We start from the raw sequence: 18,265 nt of genomic DNA, 5'->3' as shown, positions 1-18,265 counted from the left end.
TCATTTGTTGACACTGCTCTGGTTTATGGAATGCTGAAGCCATGCCGCAATCCGCCACCGCACCATCCGGCAAGCCGACCACGCCCCGGGAGCGGGCCCGGGCCCGGACCGTTGAAGATATTGTGCGCCTGGGGCGGGAGCATTTGGCAGTTCACGGGGCGGCCGCGCTGTCCCTCCGCGCCGTTGCCCGGGACCTTGGCGTCGTCTCCTCGGCGGTCTACCGGTACGTGGAGAACCGCGAAGAGCTGCTGACCCTGCTGCTTATCGATGCCTACAACGAGCTCGCCGACGAAGTCGACGCCGCCGTGGCTGCAGCACCTGCGGCCGACTTTTGCGGGCAGTTCGGGGCCCTGGGTGCCGCGGTCCGCAGCTGGGCGCTGCGCGAGCCGGCGCGCTACAGCCTCCTTTTCGGCAGTCCTGTGCCCGGGTACCAGGCGCCGGCCGAGCGAACAACGGGCCCGGGCACCAGGGTGGTCTACGCCCTGATGGCGGTACTCGACGGCGCCTACCGCGCCGGCGGGCTGGTCGCGCCAGGCGGTCAGGGCGCCGCTTTGTCCGGACTCGCCGCAGACCTGCAGCGCATCCGCAGCGAGATGGGGCTGGCGGTCCCGGACGCCCTGCTGGCTCGCGGCGCGCTTGTCTGGAGCGCCTTGTTCGGCACCATCAGCTTCGAGGTCTTTGGGCAGTACGGCGAGGGAACGTTTGCGGCTCCGGATGAATTGTTCGCCTTGCACCTGGCTGCACTGGCAGAACTCGCCGGCCTTGCCGGCGCCGCGCCGCAACCGGACCTGCCGGCAGGGACGCAAGCCGCCGACCCCGGGAGCAGCCGATGATCCTGGTTTAGTTCACCCTGTTGCCTCCCGGTGGTGGTCGATAGACTGCCCCTGCGCCTGACTGGCGCGCCGAGGCTTCCGGAAAGGATCCAAACATGTCCGAAAACAGCGAGTTTGATCGAACGGCCCCGGAGCCCGAAGACCCTGCCGCGGAGGGCCAGTATGTCGAAGGTGACTACGGCACGGCAGGCACCGCCGGGGACAACCCGCTCGAGGCCGAAGAAGGCGAATACTCCAGCGGCGACTACGGCAATGCCGGCGTCAGCGGCGCCACGGCCGTTGGTGTGGAAGAGGGCGACTATCCCGAGGGCGACTATGGCGCGGCAGGTAGCGTCGGCGCGCCGGCCTCCGCAGCGAACGAGGGCGAGTATCCGGACGGCGACTACGGCGCCGCCGGCACCCCCGGTGCGGGCCGCGGCGCCGCCGGCGCGGCGCCCGTTCGGACGGAATCGACGGGCGAGCCGGACCGCGGGGACGGCTAAGCGGCAGGTCCGCACCCGGCGGCGGCCTTCGCGGACAGCGAAATTCGTCGCCGGTGGACAGGCGGCCAAGTGAAACTCCCGGAATTCCGGGAGTTTTTGCTGTCTGCGGCGTGTTCCTGGTGCAAGTTAATCCGAGGTTGAGCGGATGACGCTCAACTTTGGATTGACATTGCCCCGAGCCGGAGTAAAGTTGAGTGCAGATCGCTCATATCGGTCGGATCCCAGTGGTCTGCAGCGATTTCAGCTAGATTCCCCGGAAAGAAGGAAGCAACACATGTCACGTGCAGTAGGTATTGACCTCGGAACAACCAACTCCGTCGTCTCCGTTCTCGAAGGTGGCGAGCCCACCGTTATTGCCAACGCCGAGGGTGGGCGCACCACGCCGTCGGTTGTTGCATTCTCCAAGTCCGGCGAAGTGCTCGTTGGCGAGATCGCCAAGCGCCAGGCCGTCAACAACATTGACCGCACCATTGCTTCGGTCAAGCGCCACATGGGCACCGACTGGAACGTCGCGGTGGACGACAAGAAGTACACGGCGCAGGAAATCTCCGCCCGTATCCTGATGAAGCTCAAGAACGACGCCGAGTCCTACCTCGGTGAGAAGGTCACTGACGCTGTGATCACCGTTCCCGCGTACTTCAACGACGCAGAGCGCCAGGCCACCAAGGAAGCCGGCGAAATCGCTGGCCTTAAGGTCCTGCGCATCGTCAACGAGCCCACCGCTGCAGCGTTGGCCTACGGCCTCGACAAGGGCAAGGAAGACGAGCTCATCCTCGTCTTCGACCTCGGCGGCGGAACCTTCGACGTTTCCCTCCTTGAGGTCGGCAAGGACGAAGACAACTTCTCCACCATTCAGGTCCGCTCCACCGCAGGCGACAACCGCCTCGGCGGCGACGACTGGGACCAGCGCGTTGTCGACTACCTGCTGAACCAGCTCAAGGTCAAGGGCATCGACCTGTCCAAGGACAAGATCGCCCTGCAGCGCCTGCGTGAAGCAGCCGAGCAGGCCAAGAAGGAACTCTCCTCCTCGTCCAGCACCAATGTCTCCCTGCAGTACCTCTCCGTCACCCCCGACGGTCCGGTGCACCTGGATGAGCAGCTGACCCGCGCCAAGTTCCAGGACCTCACCAAGGACCTGCTTGAGCGCACCAAAAAGCCGTTCCATGACGTCATCAAGGAAGCCGGCATCCAGCTTTCCCAGATCGACCACATCGTGCTGGTCGGCGGTTCCACCCGGATGCCTGCCGTCTACGACCTGGTCAAGGACCTGGCCGGCGGCAAAGAGCCGAACAAGGGCGTCAACCCGGACGAGGTTGTCGCCGTCGGCGCCGCACTGCAGGCCGGTGTCCTCAAGGGCGAGCGTAAAGACGTCCTCCTGATCGACGTCACCCCGCTCTCCCTCGGTATTGAAACCAAGGGCGGCATCATGACGCACCTGATCGAGCGCAACACGGCCATCCCGACCAAGCGCTCGGAAACCTTCACCACTGCCGATGACAACCAGCCCTCGGTAGCCATCCAGGTCTTCCAGGGCGAGCGCGAGTTCACCCGGGACAACAAGCCGTTGGGTACCTTTGAACTGACCGGCATCGCACCGGCGCCGCGCGGCATGCCGCAGGTCGAGGTTACCTTCGACATCGACGCCAACGGCATTGTGCACGTCTCGGCGAAGGACAAGGGCACCGGCAAGGAACAGTCCATGACCATCACCGGCGGTTCCAGCCTCTCCAAGGAAGACATCGACCGCATGGTCAAGGACGCCGAAGAGCACGCAGCCGAGGACAAGGCCCGCCGCGAGGCAGCGGACACCCGCAACACCTCCGAGCAGCTGGCCTACTCCGTGGACAAGTTGATCGCTGACAACGCCGACAAGCTGCCTGAAGAGGTCAAGACCGAGGTCCAGGCCGACGTCGACGCCCTGAAGGCTGCCCTCGAAGGAACCGATGACTCGGCCGTCAAAACGGCGTTTGAGAAGCTGCAGGCTTCCCAGACCAAGCTCGGCGAGGCCATCTACGCCCAGGCCGGCTCTCCGGACGGCGCCGAGGGTGCCGCTGCCGGCGAGCCCGCAGCGGGAGCCGACGAGGACATCGTCGACGCCGAGATCGTTGACGAAGACGAGAAGAAGTAATCATGCCGCATCACGGTAACGAAGAAGAGCACGGTTCTTCCGGGAGCCGTGGCGACGGTCAGCAGCGGGAGAACGAGCCGCAGAAACCGATCATCCACGACAACCGCAAGGTTGACCCGAAGACCGGCCAGGCCCGCCACCCCGACCAGGAGCGCGCCGCCGCACGGGAATCCGACTCCGGGGACGCGCTGTCCCAGGCGGAGGACATCCTCAACGGCGTTGACGTACCGGCCGAGGATTCCGTAGCCCAGGGCGCCGACGGTGCTGAGGCGGAGGAGCTCAGAAATGACCTGCGCCGCCTGCAGGCTGAGTATGTCAACTACCGCAAGCGCGTCGAACGTGACCGCGCCGTGGCAGGGGAGATGGCCGTCATTGGCGTCCTGAACTCGGTGCTCCCGGTGCTCGACGACGTCGACGCCGCCCGGCAGCACGGTGACCTTACGGACGGCCCGTTCGCCGCCATTGCCGCCAAGCTGGAGAATGCGCTGAAGACCTACGGCCTGGTGCGCATTGACGAGACCGGCGTGGAGTTCGACCCCACGATCCACGAGGCCCTCATCCAGCAGCCCGGCACGGATGTCGAAATTGACACCGTCAGCCAGGTCCTGCGCTCGGGCTACAAGTCCGGCGACAGGGTCCTGCGGGCAGCCCAGGTCATCGTGGCGGTCCCGGCCTAGCAGTAACGTCATCGAGGTGACAGTTCGCTCCGGTGTTTATAAGGAACATTGGCGCGAACTGTCACTTCGGCACACAGATTTGAAAGGAAACGCCATTGGCTAGCCAGGATTGGGTGGACAAGGACTTTTACAAGATCCTTGGTGTCGCCAAGGACGCTTCCGACGCGGACATCAAAAAGGCCTACCGGAAGCTCGCGCGCCAGCACCACCCGGATACCAACTCGGGGAACGTCGCGTCGGAGAAGAAGTTCAAGGACATCTCCGAGGCGTACTCCGTGCTCTCCGATGCAGACGAGCGCCAGCAGTATGACGCCATCCGGGCCATGGGCGGCGGCGCGCGTTTCGCCCCGGGAGGCGGTGGCCCGGGGGCCGGCGGAGCCGGTTTTGAAGACCTTTTCGGCGGACTCTTCACCGGTGGCGGCGGCCGTCAGTCCGGCGGCTACGGCGCCGGCGGCGGGCTTCCTCCTGAGTTTGCGGACCTGTTCGGCGGCGGAGCCGGCGGCGGCTTCGGCGGCGGCCAGTCCTTCCAGCGTGCCCCGCAAAAGGGTGCGGACCGGACGGCGTCCACTTCGATCTCCTTCGCGGGCTCCATCCGCGGAACCACCATCGGGCTGCGTGAACCGGACGGCGAAGTCATCGACGTCCGCATTCCCGCAGGCATCAAGGACGGCCAGAAAGTCCGCGTCCGCGGCAAGGGCCAGTACGGGCCGGCCGGGTACGGGGACCTGATGGTGACCGTCTCGGTAAAGCCGCACGATTTCTACGTCCGCGACGGGGACAACCTGCGAATCCACGTACCGGTTACCTTCCCGGAGGCAACCCTGGGCGCGGACATCGAGGTTCCGACCATCGACGGCGACAAGGTAAAGGTGCGCGTGCCTGCCGGCACCCCGTCCGGCCGCACGCTGCGTGTTAAGGGACGCGGAGTCAAGCACACCAAGGCCACCGGTGACCTGCTGGTCGTCATCGACCTCGCCGTCCCGCGGAAGCTGAACAAGGAGGCCGAAGAGGCTGTCAAGTCCTTCGCTACGGCCACCGCCGGTGAGGATGTCCGCGCCGAACTGGCAGCCAGGGCCCGGCTCTAGGAACGGATGCCTGCCATGGCCATCGACTTCGAGCAGCCGATCTTCGTCATCTCCGTCGCTGCGGAGTTGGCGGACATGCACCCGCAGACCCTGCGACAGTATGACCGGCTGGGCATAGTGTCCCCGAGCCGGGCCCCCGGCAAGTCACGGCGCTATTCCCAGCGGGATATCACCATGCTCCGCGAGGTACAGCGGCTCTCGCAGGAGGGCGTCTCCCTCGAGGGCATCAAGCGGATCCTCCAGCTGGAGAACCAGGTGGCGGCCCTGCAGCGGCGCGTCGCCGAGCTGAGCGGCGAACTCGAACGCCGCTCCCGCCCCCTCGACGCCCGCATCTTCGCGGCGGGAGCCGCGGGCGACGTCGTCAGCCTGGCCCGCGGCAAACGCCCCCGGGCCAGGTCCCAGGCGCTGGTGGTGTGGCGGCCGCGCGGAACCGATTAGCAAATAGCTGTGCCCGGGACCTTGGCGGTCCCGGGCACAGCTGTGTTCGCGGGCAGGCTAGTAGCTGGCGGGTTGCTGGCCGGCGGAATCAACCGCCGGAATAAATGCCTGGGCAAAGCCCTCCGAGGCCCGGGCCAGCACGGCGACGTCCGCGCCGACCAGGATAAACGATGCCCCGGCGGCCAGGTAGCGCCGCGCGGTGTCCGGGTTGAAGGCGTTGACGCCGGCGGGTTTGCCGGCCGTCGCGGCGGCTGTGAGGCAGTGTTCGACGGCGGCGCGCACCTCGGAATGTTCCTGCTGTCCGAGCAGTCCCATGGAGGCGGCGAGGTCGGAGGGTCCGAGGAAGATGGCGTCCACTCCGTCGACCGCCAGGATGTCCTCAACGGCGGCGACGGCCGCAGTTGATTCAATCTGCACGGTGAGGCTGATGGTCTGCCCGGCTCGGGCGAGGTAATCCGGGATCCGGTTCCAGCGGCCGGAGCGGGCCAGCGCGGAGCCGACCCCCCGGACACCGTGCGGAGGGTACCGGGTGGCGGCGACGGCGGCCCGGGCCTCAGCCGCGGAGTTCACCATCGGCACCAGCAGGTTCTGGGCGCCAAGGTCCAGGTACTGCTTGATCAGCACTGTGTCATTGACCGGAGGCCGGACCAGCACCTGCCCCGGGTAACCGTGGACGGCCTGAAGCTGGGCCAGGACGGATTCGAGTCCGTTGGGGCTGTGTTCGGCGTCGATGAGGAGCCAGTCCAGGCCCGCGCCGGCGCAGATTTCGGCGACTAGCGGGCTGCCGGAGCAGACCCACATACCCGCCAGCGGCCGGCCCGCCGCGGCCAGCGCGTCGCGGAAAGTGCTCTCCGGTGCTACTCGAAGCGGCATGTCACGACTCCCAGCGGTCCGTAGTCTGCGTGGATGGTATCGCCAGCGTAAACCCAGACGGGGCGGGTGAAGGAGCCGGCCAGGATGATGTCCCCGGCCTTCAGGCTGTCCCCGTGCGCGGCAATCTTGTTGGCAAGCCAGTGCACCCCGTTCGCGGGGTGGTCCAGGACGCCGGCTGCGACACCGGTCTCTTCCACTGTCTGGTTCTTGTAGAGGATCGCGGAGACCCAGCGCAGGTCCACGGCATCCGGCCGGACCGGGTTGCCGCCCAGCACCATGGCCCCCATCGCTGCGTTGTCCGCGATGGTGTCCACGATGGTCCGGCCCTCCATTTCGATCCTGGAGTCCAGGATCTCCAGGGCCGGAACCACATAGTCGGTCGCGTTCAGCACGTCGAAGACTGTGCAGCCGGGACCGGCCAGGTCCTTCTTCAGCACAAACGCGAGTTCCACCTCCACCCGGGGGTGCGTGTACTTCTCCCACGGCACCGAGCAGCCGGTTTCCAGGACCATGTCATCGAATATCGCCCCGTAGTCCGGTTCCGTGATGCCGGTGGCCACCTGCATCGCCCGGGAGGTGAGCCCGATCTTACGGCCCACCAGGGACCGGCCGGCGTCCTCGTTCCGGCGGCGCCAGAGCTGCTGGACGGCGTAGGAGTCCTCCACTGTCATGCCCGGGTGGCGGGAAGTGAGGCGGGGTACCGGGGTCCGGCTGCGGCCGGCCTCCAGCAGTTCGTCGGCGATGGCCTCGATCGTCTTGGCATCCAGCATGGCTACAGCTGCGCCCCGAGCTTAAAGCCCTCCGCTTCGGCGCCTGCTGCGCGGGTGTAGGAGAATCCGTCGGCGCCCACTGTGACTGCCATCTCGGAGGCGTCCGTCCGTTCGATGACGGGCTGCGGGTTGCCGTCCAGGTCCAGGACCAGTGAGGCCTCGGTGTACCAGGAGGGGACCACTGCGTTGCCCCACCAGTCGCGTCGCTGGTTGTCGTGCACGTCCCAGGTGATGGTGGGGTTGTCAGGATCGCCGGTGTAGTAGTCCTGCGTGTAGATCTCGATCCGGTGCCCGTCGGGGTCCAGGATGTAGAGGTAGAAGGCGTTGGACACGCCGTGCCGGCCCGGACCGCGTTCGATCCGGTCCGAGATCCGCAGGGCGCCCATCTTGTCGCAGATCTGGATGATGTTGTGCTTCTCGTGCGTGGCGAATGCGACATGGTGCATCCGGGGGCCGTTGCCGCCGGTCAGGGCGGTGTCATGCACTGTCTGCTTGCGGTGCATCCAGGCAGCGTAGGTGACGCCGTCGGAGTCCTGGATGTCCTCGGAGACGCGGAAGCCGAGATCCTCGAGGTACTTCCGGCCGCGCGGGACGTCCGGAGTGACCTGGTTGAAGTGGTCCAGGCGGACCAGTTCCCCGGCCGAGTAGAGATCGTAGCGCTGGGTGAGGCGTTCGACGTGCTCGGTCTCGTAAAAGAACTCGTAGGGGAAGCCCAACGGATCCTCGACCCGGACAGAATCACCGATGCCTTTGGTGAATCCGTCCTTGCGGCGTTCGGTCCGGCAGCCGAGTTCCTTGTAGTAGGCCTCTGCGGCATCCACCTCGGCCGGGGACTTCACCCGGTACGCGAATGCGGCAACTGCCGCGATGGGGCCTTTGCGCAGCACCAGGTTGTGGTGGATGAACTCCTCCAGGGAACGCAGGTAGATGCTGTTTTCATCTTCCTCGGTCACGTGCAGGCCAAGCAGGTCCACGTAGAAGGCGCGGGACCTGGCGAGGTCCGTGACGACGATCTCCATGTAGGCGCAGCGGACGATGTCGGGGGCTGGAACGGAGGGGGTGGGGACAAAGGTGCTCATGGTCTTCTCTCTTCGTTGAGGAGGCTGGTTAGGCGCCGAATTTGGGCGTGTGGACGGTGCCGAGGGTGATGTGAACGGCCTGCTGGTCGGTGTAGAAGTCGATGGAGCGGTAGCCGCCTTCGTGGCCCAGGCCGGAGGCCTTGACACCGCCGAAGGGGGTGCGGAGGTCCCGGACGTTGTGGCTGTTGAGCCAGACCATTCCAGCCTCCACGTTCTGCGCGAAGTTGTGGGCGCGCGTCAGGTTCTGCGTCCAGATATAGGCGGCCAGGCCGTACCTGGTGTTGTTCGCCAAAGCCAGCGCTTCGTCGTCGTCATCGAACGGGGTGATCGCGACGACGGGACCGAAGATCTCCTCCTGGAAGATCCGCGCGTCAGGGGCGACGTCGGCGAAGACGGTGGGGGCGATGTAGTTCCCGTGCGGCAGTCCCTCCGGTCGTCCGCCGCCGGCCAGGAGCCGGCCCTCGGACTTGCCGATCTCCACGTAAGAGGCCACCTTCGCGAAGTGCTCCGGGTGCACGAGCGCGCCGACTTCGGTGGCGGGGTCGTGCGGATCGCCGACGACGATGTTTTTCGCCCGGGCGGCGTACTTTTCGCAGAACTCCGCGTACACCGAACGCTCCACGAGGATACGGGAACCTGCGGTGCAGCGCTCGCCGTTGAGCGAGAAGACCCCGAACAAGGCGGAGTCGATCGCGGCGTCCAGATCGGCGTCCGCGAACACCACGCACGGGGACTTCCCGCCCAGCTCCATCGACAGGCCCTTGAGGTTCGCCGCGGCGTTGCGGAAGATCGTCTGCCCGGTGGTGGTTTCGCCGGTAAACGAAATCAGCGGGACGTCCGGATGCTTGACCAGGGCGTCGCCGGCTTCCTCGCCGAGGCCGTTGACCAGGTTGAAGACGCCGTCAGGAAGCCCGGCATCCTTGAAGATCTGCGCCCACAGCGACGCGGACAGCGGCGTGAACTCGGCGGGCTTGAGCACCACAGTGTTGCCGGTGGCCAGGGCCGGGGCGAGCTTCCAGGACTCCAGCATAAATGGGGTGTTCCAGGGCGTGATGAGGCCTGCGACGCCGATCGGCTTCCGGTTGACGTAGTTGATTTGCGAGCCCGGAACCTTCATGGCGTCATCGAACTGGGCCACGATCAGGTCCGCGAAGAAGCGGAAGTTCTCTGCTGCCCGGAGCGCCTGGCCCCGGGATTGGGTGATCGGCAGGCCGGTGTCGAACGTCTCCAGTTCGGCAAGGCGTGCCTCCTGGGCCTCGACGGCGTCGGCGATCCTGTTCAGGATGCGGGCGCGGTCCCGGGGCTTCATTTTCGGCCACGGGCCGTTGACGAACGCTGCGCGGGCGGCGGCGACGGCGAGTTCGATGTCTTCCTTCTGGCCGGCCGCAGCGGTGGCATAATTTTCGTTCGATACCGGGTCGAGCACATCAAAGGTCGCCCCGCCGACGGAGTCGACGAACTCCCCGTTGATGTAGTGCTGGATGTGGGTGGGCAGGTCCTGCGGAACGTAGTGGGCGGTGGTCGCGGCGGCGGGGGCAGTAAACGTCATTGTTGTTTTCCTAACTGCTAAGGGGGGTCTGGTCGGCAGGTGCTGCTGCCTGGGCGAGGTACGCGTCAAGGGTGGCGCTGCGGTGGCTGCGGGCCGCCTTTTCAATGGCGTCGGCGCCGGCCCGCGTCTCGATCAGCCGCAGCAGGGCCTCATGTTCGGCCACGGATTCGCGGGCTCGGCCGGGGACAAAACGGAACGTGGAGGACCGCAGCGAGGCCAGCCGGTTCCAGCCGCGGTGGACGAGGTCCAGGATGTGCGGGTTGGGGCAGTGCTCGAACAGGACGCTGTGGAAGTCCTGGTTAAGCCGGGTAAAGCGGTCGGGATCGAAGTGTTCCAGGCAGTCCCGCATTTCCGCATTGACCGCCCGTGCCCTGGCAATGTCCGCCTCCCCGATCAGCGGAGCTGACAGGGCTGTGGCGGCCCCCTCGACGATGCTCAGGGTCTGCATGGTGTAGAGGTATTCGGTGGGGTCGATGCCGGAAACGGTGGCCCCGACGTTCCGCTCGAACGTCACCAGCCCTTCAGCTTCGAGCCGGCGGATAGCCTCGCGGACCGGGACCACACTGACGCCGAGATGCTCGGCGATCTTGGCCAGCACCAGGCGGTAGCCGGGGGAGTACGTACCGTCCACGATCCGGGCCTTCACCACTGCGTACGCCATTTCTGACTTGCTGGCCGCGTTCCCTGTTCCGGCTGCATTTCCGGCGGTGGCAGTCTCAGTCACGGGCTTTGCCTGCTTCCCATTCTTCGTAGCGGGCCCGCCAGGCGGCGTTGAGCGGGTAAAGCCCGTCCACGCTGTGGCCTTGCTGAACCGTCTCGAAAATGAAGACTTCCTCGCGTTCTTGTGCAATGGAATCGTCTGCGAGTTCCGCCGCGAGGGCCGGCGGGATAACCAGGATGCCGTCCGCATCGGCGACGATGATGTCGCCGGGCTGGACGGTGGTGCCGCCGCAGGCGACGGTGACGTCAGTATCCCAGGGAATGTGGCGCCGTCCCAGCACTGCCGGATGCGGGTTGGCGTAGTAGGTGGGCATCTCCATCGCGGCGACGGCGGCGAAGTCCCGCACGCCGCCGTCGGTGATGATTGCTGCGGCGCCTCGGACCTGGGCGCGCAGGGCCAGGATATCGCCGATGGTTCCGGTGCCCTTTTCGCCGCGGGCTTCCATCACCAGGATTTCGCCCGGGTTCACCGAATCGATGGCGCGCTTCTGCGCGTTGAAGCCGCCACCGTGGGTCTTGAAAAGATCTTCGCGGTTCGGCACAAACCGCAGAGTCCGGGCCAGGCCCACGATCCGCTGGTCCGGGCGGGTGGCCTGCAGGCCGTCGATGCTGACGTTATTCAAGCCCCGTTTGCGCAGCTGGGAGGACAGGGTAGCGGTACTCACGCTCGCCAGCTTTGCCTTCAGCTCCGGCGTTAACGCCGGTTCCGGCGCCGTCCCGCCGACGTCGGGCAGCCCGGCGGCGGCGCGGGACCCGTAGGCCTCCTCGCGCTGGAGATCGTCAGTCTTCGGTTGCGCGCCGAAGTCCGCGAACGGCGTCAGGCCGTCCACGACAGTGGTCACGAGCCGGCCGGTGGTCAGTTCGCCGGCGCTGACTTCTACTTCGACGACGTCGCCGGGCTTGGCAACGGAGGCGCCGGCGGGAGTGCCGGTCAGGATGATGTCGCCCGTTTCGAGCGTGAGCAGCTGGGACAGATCCGCGACCAGCTGGGCGAACGGGAACAGCAGGTCCCCGGTGGTGTCGTCCTGGACCAGCTGGCCGTTGTGCCAGGTGCGGATCCGCAGGCCGGCCGGGTCCACGGCGTCCGCGGCGAGCAGTCCGGGCCCGACGGGGGTGAAGCCGTCGCCGCCCTTGGACCGGAGGTTGGAGCCCTTGTCGGCGTAGCGGAGGTCATAGACGCCGAGGTCATTGCTGGCCGTGACCCGCTCGACGTGGCTCCAGGCGTCCTCGATGCCCACCCGGCGGGCGGGCTTGCCGATAATCAGCGCAATCTCGCCCTCGTAGCCGAGGAGTTCGCACCCGGCCGGACGCTCCACCGTTGAACCGCTGAGGGCCAGGGAGGACGATGGCTTCAGGAAGTAGGACGGCTGCTCGGGGGTGCGGCCGCGCTGGGCTGCCCGGCTGGGGTAGTTAATATGCACCGCGATGACTTTGCGGGCCGCGGCCAGGGTGTGGTCGGTGACCTGTTCCAAAAGTAGCTCCTCATCGAGTACGAAATCGTATACGATAAGAATGCCCCGCGACGGACATGTCGTCAACCCCTGCGTCCGGATCTTTTTGGGCACTTGTAACCTGCGTCATAGGTGCCGTAGAGTGAGGAACCAGTGTTCGAGTTCTATTATCGAACAGTCTGTTCTATTATCGAACGCCGTCTCGGCGAGAGTCCGCCACACAACGAAGTGAGGAAAGCCCGTGCAGTTCCACCACCACGGTTACGTATCCGGTGACCCGCGAGTCCAGCCGGCCGCCGGCGTCGGGATCGAACGCCCCGCCGAGCTTCCCGAGCACGTCGACGTCCTCATCGTCGGAACGGGGCCCGCCGGGATGCTCGCGGCAGCCCAGCTCTCCCAGTTCCCGGCAGTGACCACAAGGATCGTGGAGCGCCGCGGTGGCAGGCTCGCCATCGGCCAGGCTGACGGTATCCAGGCCCGGAGCGTAGAGACCTTCCAGGCCTTTGGTTTCGCCGAACGGATCATCGCCGAGGCCTACCGCATTACCGAGATGGCGTTCTGGAAGCCGGACCCGAAGGATTCGTCCCGCATCGTCCGGGCGGCCCGTGCCGCCGACGATCCTGCCGGCATCAGCGAGTTCCCGCACCTGATCGTCAACCAGGCCCGGGTGCTGGACTACTTCGCCGAGTTTATGGCCAATGCGCCCACCCGCATAGCCCCCGATTTTGGCCTGGAATTCCAGGGCCTTGAGGTCGACGGCGACGGCGAATACCCCGTCAGTGTGACGCTGCTCCATACTGATGGTCCCGACGCAGGCACCGAGCGGATTGTCCGTGCCAAGTACGTTGTGGGGGCGGATGGGGCCCGGAGCAAAGTCCGCGACTCGATCGGCTGCACGCTCGCCGGCGACAAAGCCAATCACGCGTGGGGGGTTATGGACGTTGTTGCCGGCACGGACTTCCCCGACATCCGGACCAAGTGCGCCATCCAGTCCGGTACGGGTGGCAGCATCCTGCTCATCCCGCGCGAGGGCGGCCACCTGTTCCGAATGTACGTCGACCTCGGCGAGGTAGACCCGGCTGACAACGGCGCCGTGCGCAACACCACCATCGAGCAGATCATCGCCAAGGCCGGCGCAATCCTCCACCCCTACGTTCTCGACGTGCGCAATGTCGCCTGGCACAGCGTGTACGAGGTGGGCCACCGCCTTACCGACCGGTTCGACGACGTCCTTCCGGCGGAGCTCGGCATCAGCACGCCGCGCGTGTTCATCACCGGCGATGCCTGCCACACACACAGTGCCAAGGCCGGCCAGGGTATGAACGTCTCCATGCAGGACGGCTTTAACATCGGCTGGAAACTCGGTCACGTACTTGACGGCCGCAGCCCAGAGAGCCTGCTCTCCACCTACTCGGCCGAACGGCAGGTTGTTGCGAAGAACCTCATCGACTTCGACAAGTTGTGGTCGTCCCTGATGGCGAAGAAGCCCGAAGAGTTCGAGAACCCCTCCGAGCTCGAGGACTTCTACGTGCGCACGGCAGAGTTTCCTGCGGGCTTTATGACCGAGTACTCGCCTTCGATGATCGTCGGCGAAGCGACCCACCAGGGCCTGGCTACCGGATTTCCTGTCGGCAAGCGCTTCAAATCCGCGCCGGTGGAGCGCGTCTGCGACACAAACCCGCTTCAGCTCGGCCACCAGGCCGCGGCGGATGGCCGGTGGCGTATCTACGTCTTCGCGGATCAGGCTGCGGCCGGCGCTCCGTCGCCCACGACGGAGCTGGCCGCCTGGTTGGCCAACGCGCCGGAATCGCCGCTGGCAGCTACCCCGGACGGAGCGGACGCCGACGCCTGGTTCGACGTGAAAGTGATCTACCAGCAGGACCACGCGGGTGTGGACATCACGGCTGTTCCGGCGGTGTTTACCCCGGAAGTTGGCCCGTTCCGGCTCACCTATCTGGAGAAGGTTTACGGCACCGACCCGACGGCGGACATCTTCGAACTGCGCGGCCTGGACCGCGGCGGCGTCATTGTGATCGTCCGCCCTGACCAGTACGTGGCCAACGTCCTGCCGCTGACGGCAACGGCGGAGCTCGGCGCCTTCTTCGCGCCACTCGTGCCGTTCCGGCTGACTGGGCAGGCCTCGGGTAGCGCCCTAACACCCTGATCGAAAGAACCGCCCAATAGTTACACTGTGTAGATGCGCTTGACCGTTGACCACATCCTTTCCCTTCCTGCTGTCAGGAAAGGGGATCCCGAGATCCTCACCGGGGCCAGTAAGCTTGGGACTCCGGTGCGGTGGATCCATGTGGCCGAGCTCCGGAACCTCACGGGATTTCTTGAAGGCGGGGAGCTGGTGCTCACCACGGGCCTGGCCTTTGAAGATTCCAGCAGCGCCGCCACCCGGTATTTGGCCGAACTGGCGTCCCTGGGCGCCGCAGGAGTGATCGTGGAAATCCTCGATGACAGGGCTGAAGCGTCACGGGCGCTGCGCGAGGCGGCAGCTTCTGCTCGAATTCCGGTGATCCTGGTGCGCAAGCCGGTGCGTTTTGTGGAAATCACGGAAAACGTGCACAAGATAATCCTCGCCGGGCAGCTGGAGCGGGTTGAGAAGGCAAGGCATGTTCATGAGGTGTTTACGCTGCTCAGCCTGGAGAGTGCCGGCGCGGACGAGATCGTCGCCCGTGCGGCGCAGCTGATCGGTGCGCCGGTTGTTCTCGAGAATATTTCGCACTTGGTCCTCGCCTTCGACGGTGCCGGCGTTCCGGCCGGAAAGCTGCTCAACGACTGGGAGAACCGCTCCCGCGTTGTCCATCTCAACGAGGCCACCACACGCACCGGTGAGGAAAACTGGCTGCAGACGCCCGTCGGCCTTCGCTCACAGCGCTGGGGCAGGCTGGTGGTGCCGGTGACGCTGGACAATGACACGGACGCGTCGATGGTGCTTGAACGGGCAGGCCAGGCGCTTTCCATCAATCGATTCGCCGAACGGGATCAGCGCGAACTCGGATACCAGGCACGCGCGGGTTTGATGCACGAGCTCCGCCAACCGCGCTCCCTCAGTGAAGCCGAGGCCCAGGCGCGGGCAGGTGCGCTGGGGCTCCGGAGCTATCAGATGTACGTGCCCGTGGTCTTTCGGCTGGACCCGCGGGGCGGCGAGGGCCCCCTGGCCCTCCAGCGAAGGGAGCGGGCGCTGTTGGAATCGGTGAACCGCTCGCTTCAATCGCTGAAGTACTCTGCCCTGGCTGCAAGTTTGCAGACCGGCACGGTGGCCCTGTTGCTTGGCCTGCCGCCGAAACAGGCTGAGGAGGGGGCCGTCACGAGAATCTGCGCCGAGCTTCGCCGCCGGGCAGCAGACAGCGCCGAAGACCTGCAGTGGGCTGCCGGCATTGGACATCCGCAGGGTTCCCTCCTGCTGGCCGCCGCCGGACTTGATGAGGCGAATCACGTAGCCGAAGCGGCCAGCACGCTGCAAAAACGAGGCAAGCCGTTTTATCGCGCTGCCGACATCCGGCTGCGGGGGCTGCTGGCTCTCCTGCGCAGTGATCCGCGGGTCCAGACGTTCGTGGAAGGCGAATTGGCGGGAATTCTGGGCGGAAACGAGTCCGAGGAACTGCTGCTGCTTGAAAAATACCTGGAAGCTCAGGGGAATAAGGCCGAACTGGCCCGCACCAGCTTCCTGAGCCGGCCAACACTGTATTCGCGGTTGGCGCGCCTGGAACGAAAGCTTGGCCTCGAACTGGATGAGCCGGAATCCCGGACCTCCCTGCACGTGGCATTGATGCTGTACCGGTTGAAGGATCTCTAACACCAAGGGCGGCCCCGGCCGGGTTGGCCAACTCCGGGCCGGTGCGGCTTGCCATCCGGGACTAATGCCCGCCCGCTGAAGCGGCTGCGGAAGGCGCCTTCAGCCTTGGCGGAAGGCGGAGATGCCCGTGATGCGCTGGCCCAGAATGAGGGTGTGGACCTCGTCGGTGCCCTCATAGGTGCGCACGGATTCGAGGTTGTTGGCATGTCGGAGCGGAGAATAGTCCAGCGTGATGCCGTTCCCGCCCAGGATGGTGCGCGCTTCCCGGCAGATGGCGATGGCCTCACGGACGTTATTGAGCTTTCCCACCGAAATCTGCACCGGCTCCAGCGTCCCGGCGTCTTTCAGTCGTCCGGTATGCAGGGCCAGGAGCGTCCCTTTCTGGATTTCCAGCAGCATATTAACGAGCTTTTCCTGGGTCAGCTGGTAGCCGGCGAGGGGCTTGCCAAACTGCAGTCGCTCCTGCGCGTATGCGAGGGCGGATTCGTAGGAGTCCCGGGCCGCGCCCATGGCACCCCAGATAATGCCGTAGCGGGCTTCGTTGAGGCAGGAGAACGGGCCGCTGAGCCCGCGGGCGCCGGGGAGGAGCGCCGCGGCCGGCAGCCGGACGTCGGCCAGGCTGATGTCGCATTGGATTGATGCCCGCATGGACAGCTTGGATCCGATGGGCGTCGCGGTGAAGCCGGGTGTATCCGTGGGCACGATGAATCCGCGGATTCCCTCGCGGGTGTTGGCCCAGATGACCGCGATCTGGGCCACTGAGGCAAGCCCGATCCAGCGTTTTGCGCCATTGATGACCCAGCCGCCGTTGCCGTCGGACTCCGCGAAAGTCGCCATGCTGGACGGATCGGAGCCGGCGGTTGGCTCGGTCAGCCCGAAGCAGCCGATCGTCCTGCCTTGGGCCATGGCCGGCAGATACTCGTTTTTCTGCTCCTCGGACCCCCACTTATGGATGGCACTCATGGCCAGCGAGCCTTGGACGCTGACGAAGGTCCGGAGCCCGGAATCCCCGGCCTCCAGTTCCATGGCCGCCAGGCCGTATTCGACGGCGCTGCGGCCGGGGCAGCCATAGCCCTTTAGGTGCATCCCGAGGACGCCCAGCTTCCCGAGTTCGGGGACCAGCTCCAAGGGGAAGTGGGCGTCCTCGTACCAGCTGGCAATGTAGGGCCGGATGCGTTTGTTCACGAAGTCGCGGACAGTGCCTCGCAACTGCAGCTCATCCGCGCTCAGGAGGCTGTCCAGGTTGAGCACATCGTCGAGGGCCAGGGCGGGTGCGGTTACGGTCACGGTTTGTTCTCCTGGCGTCGGATGCGGCTAGTTAACGGCGGGTCTACTTCAGGCCCGTCGAGCTCCGACCACTGTGACAGCTGGATTGCTGAAGATCCAATACCAAATCCTGCGGCCGCTGATGTCCTGGGCGTATCAATGAGCGCCTGCGTCCGGCGACGGCAAGACTACTTCCGAGAGCCGAAGGACCTCCCGCAGTGCCGGGCTGGTGTTGTCATTCCGCCAGACCAGCCGCAACTGGATGTTCTCGGCCGGGCCGTCCAGCGGCAGAAAGATGACCCCGGGGTGGTTGAAGTTCTCCGGTACCGAAGACACCGTCAGGGCGACGCCGATTTCCGCGGCGACGAGCGCCATAAGCGTCTGGGAGTCCGGGGCCACCTGGACGATCTCCGCGGCGTAGCCGGCGTCGCCGGACAGCCTGCGGAGGTGGTCATGGAGGATCGATCCCGGGTGCTCGGGCAGGGTGACGAAGGGCTGATCCGCGAGGTCGGCCATGTTCAGCGAATCGCGGCCGCTGAGGGGATGGGCTTCGTACAAGGCCACCACAAGCCGCTCGTTGGCCACGATCCGCGAGTCCAGGAGCGCCGGGATGAAGTTCCAGCGGCCCAGGCCCACCTCCATGGCACCGCTCAGGACCTTGTCCATCGCCGGCAGGGCGAAGTTGGAGCTGGACAGTTCAAAATCAATTCCCGGATGCGCCTCCCGGACGCGCTTGGCGAGCTTGCCCACCATCACGTGGGAGGAAACGCCGGCAAACGCGACCCGCACGCGACCGGTTTCGCCGCGGCCTGCCGAGGCGACCGCGAGGCTTGAGCGACGGCAGGCCGCCAGGATGTCCCGGGCCGGCGCCAGCAGTGCCTCGCCCTCCGGCGTTAGCTGGACCGTCCGGGTACTCCGGACAAAGAGCGGTGCCTTGAGTTCGTGTTCCAACCGTTGAATGGACCGGCTCAGCGGCGGTTGAGCCATGTGGAGCCGGAGCGCGGCCCTGCCGAAGTGCAATTCTTCGGCCACGGCCAGGAAGGCCCGGATCTGTTGTATTTCCACGCCAGGTCAGCTTCCGCTCAGGTAAACGTCATTGTTCATATGCC

General features: G+C 65.9%; 16 protein-coding genes. 8 read left to right on the top strand and 8 right to left on the bottom strand.

Going from position 1 to position 18,265, the window contains the following annotated elements:
• Nucleotides 1-41 precede the first annotated feature (41 nt).
• From QK287_RS02095 to QK287_RS02070, 6 genes are all read left to right on the top strand, one after another.
• Nucleotides 42-833 (top strand): TetR/AcrR family transcriptional regulator, encoded by a 792-nt coding sequence (locus tag QK287_RS02095; protein WP_282358953.1) that lies wholly within the window; start codon nucleotides 42-44, stop codon nucleotides 831-833.
• 95 nt (nucleotides 834-928) lie between these two features.
• Nucleotides 929-1,315 carry a hypothetical protein gene (locus tag QK287_RS02090; RefSeq protein ID WP_226775249.1) on the top strand — a complete coding sequence of 129 codons (387 nt, stop codon included), beginning with the start codon at nucleotides 929-931 and terminating at the stop codon, nucleotides 1,313-1,315.
• Between the two features lie 274 nt (nucleotides 1,316-1,589).
• Nucleotides 1,590-3,443 carry a molecular chaperone DnaK gene (gene dnaK / locus QK287_RS02085; RefSeq protein WP_226775250.1) on the top strand — a complete coding sequence of 618 codons (1,854 nt, stop codon included), beginning with the start codon at nucleotides 1,590-1,592 and terminating at the stop codon, nucleotides 3,441-3,443.
• A 2-nt stretch (nucleotides 3,444-3,445) separates the two neighbouring features.
• The gene (locus QK287_RS02080) at nucleotides 3,446-4,120 is read left to right on the top strand and encodes a nucleotide exchange factor GrpE (RefSeq protein ID WP_226775251.1); all 675 of its coding nucleotides are present in this window, start codon (nucleotides 3,446-3,448) and stop codon (nucleotides 4,118-4,120) included.
• Nucleotides 4,121-4,215: 95 nt separating this feature from the next.
• The gene (locus tag QK287_RS02075) at nucleotides 4,216-5,205 is read left to right on the top strand and encodes a DnaJ C-terminal domain-containing protein (RefSeq protein ID WP_226775252.1); all 990 of its coding nucleotides are present in this window, start codon (nucleotides 4,216-4,218) and stop codon (nucleotides 5,203-5,205) included.
• 15 nt (nucleotides 5,206-5,220) lie between these two features.
• Nucleotides 5,221-5,643: a helix-turn-helix transcriptional regulator gene (locus tag QK287_RS02070; RefSeq protein WP_226775499.1), complete on the top strand. Its 423-nt coding sequence runs from the start codon at nucleotides 5,221-5,223 to the stop codon at nucleotides 5,641-5,643.
• A gap of 57 nt (nucleotides 5,644-5,700) precedes the next feature.
• On the opposite strand, the gene QK287_RS02065 is transcribed toward QK287_RS02070, so the two are convergent.
• The 6 genes from QK287_RS02065 to QK287_RS02040 are packed head-to-tail and all read right to left on the bottom strand — an operon-like array spanning nucleotide 5,701 to nucleotide 12,106.
• The gene (locus QK287_RS02065) at nucleotides 5,701-6,516 is read right to left on the bottom strand and encodes an HpcH/HpaI aldolase/citrate lyase family protein (RefSeq protein ID WP_226775253.1); all 816 of its coding nucleotides are present in this window, start codon (nucleotides 6,514-6,516) and stop codon (nucleotides 5,701-5,703) included.
• Nucleotides 6,501-7,286 (bottom strand): 2-oxo-hept-4-ene-1,7-dioate hydratase, encoded by a 786-nt coding sequence (gene hpaH / locus QK287_RS02060; protein ID WP_226775254.1) that lies wholly within the window; start codon nucleotides 7,284-7,286, stop codon nucleotides 6,501-6,503. Before hpaH ends, QK287_RS02065 begins: the two co-directional genes overlap by 16 nt.
• A 2-nt stretch (nucleotides 7,287-7,288) precedes the next feature.
• On the bottom strand, nucleotides 7,289-8,365 hold the full coding sequence (gene hpaD / locus QK287_RS02055; RefSeq protein WP_226775255.1) for a 3,4-dihydroxyphenylacetate 2,3-dioxygenase: 1,077 nt from the start codon (nucleotides 8,363-8,365) through the stop codon (nucleotides 7,289-7,291).
• Nucleotides 8,366-8,393: 28 nt separating this feature from the next.
• On the bottom strand, nucleotides 8,394-9,914 hold the full coding sequence (gene hpaE, locus QK287_RS02050) for a 5-carboxymethyl-2-hydroxymuconate semialdehyde dehydrogenase (RefSeq protein ID WP_282358949.1): 1,521 nt from the start codon (nucleotides 9,912-9,914) through the stop codon (nucleotides 8,394-8,396).
• Nucleotides 9,915-9,924: 10 nt separating this feature from the next.
• Complete coding sequence (locus QK287_RS02045) at nucleotides 9,925-10,638, bottom strand: GntR family transcriptional regulator (RefSeq protein WP_226775257.1); 714 nt, start codon at nucleotides 10,636-10,638, stop codon at nucleotides 9,925-9,927.
• Nucleotides 10,631-12,106 (bottom strand): fumarylacetoacetate hydrolase family protein, encoded by a 1,476-nt coding sequence (locus tag QK287_RS02040; protein ID WP_226775258.1) that lies wholly within the window; start codon nucleotides 12,104-12,106, stop codon nucleotides 10,631-10,633. Before QK287_RS02040 ends, QK287_RS02045 begins: the two co-directional genes overlap by 8 nt.
• 220 nt (nucleotides 12,107-12,326) lie before the next feature.
• Here QK287_RS02040 and QK287_RS02035 point away from each other — a divergent pair, with 220 nt between their 5' ends.
• Nucleotides 12,327-14,249 carry an FAD-binding monooxygenase gene (locus QK287_RS02035; protein ID WP_282358948.1) on the top strand — a complete coding sequence of 641 codons (1,923 nt, stop codon included), beginning with the start codon at nucleotides 12,327-12,329 and terminating at the stop codon, nucleotides 14,247-14,249.
• Between the two features lie 33 nt (nucleotides 14,250-14,282).
• On the top strand, nucleotides 14,283-15,890 hold the full coding sequence (locus QK287_RS02030; RefSeq protein ID WP_282358946.1) for a PucR family transcriptional regulator ligand-binding domain-containing protein: 1,608 nt from the start codon (nucleotides 14,283-14,285) through the stop codon (nucleotides 15,888-15,890).
• A gap of 99 nt (nucleotides 15,891-15,989) precedes the next feature.
• Here the strand turns inward: QK287_RS02030 and QK287_RS02025 are convergent, their stop codons facing one another.
• On the bottom strand, nucleotides 15,990-17,177 hold the full coding sequence (locus tag QK287_RS02025) for an acyl-CoA dehydrogenase family protein (protein WP_282358944.1): 1,188 nt from the start codon (nucleotides 17,175-17,177) through the stop codon (nucleotides 15,990-15,992).
• 135 nt (nucleotides 17,178-17,312) lie between these two features.
• Nucleotides 17,313-18,221: a LysR substrate-binding domain-containing protein gene (locus QK287_RS02020; protein ID WP_282358942.1), complete on the bottom strand. Its 909-nt coding sequence runs from the start codon at nucleotides 18,219-18,221 to the stop codon at nucleotides 17,313-17,315.
• Nucleotides 18,222-18,265: the final 44 nt, after the last annotated feature.

It is taken from the genome of Arthrobacter sp. AL05, assembly GCF_029960715.1.
Lineage (GTDB): Bacteria > Actinomycetota > Actinomycetes > Actinomycetales > Micrococcaceae > Arthrobacter.
Note: the sequence above shows the minus strand (reverse complement) of the source record. Positions and strands in the feature narration are given on the sequence as shown.

Coding starts and splice junctions, on each gene's coding strand:
- QK287_RS02095 (WP_282358953.1), top strand. CDS start 42: ATGCCGCAATCCGCCACCGCACCATCCGGCAAGCCGACCACGCCCCGG.
- QK287_RS02090 (WP_226775249.1), top strand. CDS start 929: ATGTCCGAAAACAGCGAGTTTGATCGAACGGCCCCGGAGCCCGAAGAC.
- dnaK (WP_226775250.1), top strand. CDS start 1,590: ATGTCACGTGCAGTAGGTATTGACCTCGGAACAACCAACTCCGTCGTC.
- QK287_RS02080 (WP_226775251.1), top strand. CDS start 3,446: ATGCCGCATCACGGTAACGAAGAAGAGCACGGTTCTTCCGGGAGCCGT.
- QK287_RS02070 (WP_226775499.1), top strand. CDS start 5,221: ATGGCCATCGACTTCGAGCAGCCGATCTTCGTCATCTCCGTCGCTGCG.
- QK287_RS02065 (WP_226775253.1), bottom strand. CDS start 6,516: ATGCCGCTTCGAGTAGCACCGGAGAGCACTTTCCGCGACGCGCTGGCC.
- hpaH (WP_226775254.1), bottom strand. CDS start 7,286: ATGCTGGATGCCAAGACGATCGAGGCCATCGCCGACGAACTGCTGGAG.
- hpaD (WP_226775255.1), bottom strand. CDS start 8,365: ATGAGCACCTTTGTCCCCACCCCCTCCGTTCCAGCCCCCGACATCGTC.
- hpaE (WP_282358949.1), bottom strand. CDS start 9,914: ATGACGTTTACTGCCCCCGCCGCCGCGACCACCGCCCACTACGTTCCG.
- QK287_RS02030 (WP_282358946.1), top strand. CDS start 14,283: ATGCGCTTGACCGTTGACCACATCCTTTCCCTTCCTGCTGTCAGGAAA.